The following is a 2343-nucleotide window of genomic DNA, read 5'->3' as shown; positions in this document are numbered from 1 at the left end:
GCGCTTTGCCTGGTCCGGTCCGGTGCTCGATGAAGCGATCGCGCGGCTGGGTGAGTTGCCGCTCCCGCCCTATATCGCGGGCAAGCGGCCGACCGATCTGGCCGATGCCCACGACTATCAGACGGTTCACGCCCGTATGGATGGAGCCGTGGCCGCCCCGACCGCCGGTCTCCACTTCACGCCGGAGCTGTTTGCAGCCCTCGACGCGCACGGCGTTTCCCGCCATTTCGTGACGCTTCATGTCGGGGCGGGCACGTTCCTCCCGGTCAAGGCCGAGGATACGCGCGAACACCGCATGCATGCCGAATGGGGTAGCGTGAGCACTGAGACCGCAGCAGCGCTGAACCAGGTCAAGGCAAGGGGAGGCCGCATCGTTGCCGTTGGGACCACGGCCCTGCGGCTGCTCGAGAGCGCTGCCGGCGAGAACGGGGTCGTCGCGCCATTCTCCGGTGATACGGCCATCTTCATCACGCCAGGCTATCGCTTCCGGGCCGTCGATATCCTGATGACGAACTTTCACCTGCCGCGCTCGACACTGTTCATGCTGGTCTCGGCTTTCTGCGGGCTCGACCTCATGAAACAGGCCTATGCCCATGCGATCGCGGAGAAATATCGGTTCTATTCCTATGGTGACGGCAGTTTGCTGTTCAGGGCTGAACCCACCACGCCACGCCACGCTTGATCCGGCTCGCAATCGGCCAGCGAAAATGCTACCCGGCAGGGTGAAGAGGATTGTGACACCCTATGGCCGATATTTTTCGTGAGATCGACGAGGAGGTCCGGCGCGACAAGGCGGCGGCGCTCTGGAAGAAATATGGCAACCTGCTGATCGGTTTGGCCGTGGCTGCTGTCGTGGCCGTCGCAGCCTGGCAGGTCTGGCTGTATCGCGAGCAGCAGGCTTCGCAGGCCGTGGGTGCGCGGCTGGAAGAGGCGCTGAGGGCTTCGCGCGACAATCGCGGCGCCGAGGCGGAGTCGATCCTCGTTGACCTCGCGGCCAACGCGCCGGCGGGATACCGCCAGATCGCGCGGTTCCGCCTGGCTGCCGAAACCGGCAAGCGCGACGCTGCCGCGGGCGCAACGGCCTTCGACGCACTGGCGAATGACAGCTCTCTCGATCAGCTCTATCGCGATCTTGCCCGGCTTCGTGCCGGGATGTTGCGCGTCGATCTTGCGCCCTATGCCGAGACCCGCGCCGCGCTTGAGCCGCTCGCGTCTCCGCAGGGCGTCTGGCGCCATTCGGCCCGTGAGTTTCTCGGCATTGCCGCCCTCAAGGCCAATCTGTTCGAGGATGCCGGCCGCTGGTTCGATGCCATCGTGACCGATCCGCAATCGCCGCAGGTGCTGCGCCAGCGTACCGATCTCTATCTTGCGCTGGTGCGCGGCGGCGCCGTCGAGACCAAGAATTGACCCGACGCGCCGATCCCGGCGCGTAACAGGACGAATTTGAACACCATGACCGCGACCGTCGCCATCATCGGCCGGCCGAATGTCGGCAAATCGACGCTCTTCAACCGGCTCGTGGGCAAGAAGCTCGCTCTGGTCGATGACCGGCCGGGCGTGACCCGCGACCGGCGCGAAGGTGATGCCTCACTCGGCCATCTGCGCTTCCGCATCATCGATACCGCCGGACTCGAGGAGGCCGACAAGGACTCCCTTGCGGGCCGCATGCGCGCTCAGACCGAGACCGCGATCGCTCAGGCCGACGTGATCCTTTTCATGATCGATGCGCGGCTTGGCCTGACGCCGATGGACCAACCCTTCGCGGATCTGGTGCGCCGTTCTGGAAAGCCTGTGATCCTGCTCGCCAACAAGGCGGAAGGGAACAAGGGCAAGGACGGCACATTCGAGGCCTATGCGCTCGGGCTCGGCGACCCCGTTCCGTTCTCGGCCGAACATGGCGAAGGCACCGCGGATCTGCTCGAAGCGCTCGTGCCATTCATTGCCGACGAGCCAGACGAAGACGAGGACGATCAAGCCTGGGCCGAAGCTCCCGCCGCGGATCTCGATGAAGACAGCGACCCCAACAAGCCGCTGCGCGTCACCATTATCGGCCGCCCCAATGCCGGCAAGTCGACGCTGGTCAACCGGATGATTGGCGAAGACCGGCTGCTGACGGGACCGGAAGCCGGGATCACCCGAGACACCATCTCGGTTGACTGGGAGTGGCGCAGCCGCCCGGTCAAGCTCTTCGACACGGCGGGCATGCGCAAGCGCGCCCGCATCGAGGAGAAGCTCGAAAAGCTCTCGGTCGCCGATGCGCTTCGGGCCATTCGGTTCGCCGAAGTCGTCGTCGTCCTGCTCGATTCGACCATTCCCTTCGAGAAACAGGACCTGACGCTGGTC

3 protein-coding genes are annotated in these 2343 nt (G+C 65.0%); all 3 read left to right on the top strand.

Annotation, left to right across the window (positions count from 1 at the left end):
* Positions 1-682, top strand: a 682-nt coding sequence (queA, locus tag AC1DJT_RS36180) for a tRNA preQ1(34) S-adenosylmethionine ribosyltransferase-isomerase QueA (protein WP_476836003.1), incomplete at its 5' end; no start/stop codon positions are given.
* A 62-nt stretch (positions 683-744) separates the two neighbouring features.
* On the top strand, positions 745-1407 hold the full coding sequence (locus tag AC1DJT_RS36175) for a tetratricopeptide repeat protein (RefSeq protein ID WP_441505513.1): 663 nt from the start codon (positions 745-747) through the stop codon (positions 1405-1407).
* A gap of 45 nt (positions 1408-1452) precedes the next feature.
* On the top strand, positions 1453-2343 hold an 891-nt coding region (gene der / locus AC1DJT_RS36170; RefSeq protein WP_476836002.1), incomplete at its 3' end, for a ribosome biogenesis GTPase Der.

The sequence above is a fragment of the Allobosea sp. 05T422_2 genome, assembly GCF_056396265.1.
Note: the sequence above shows the minus strand (reverse complement) of the source record. Positions and strands in the feature narration are given on the sequence as shown.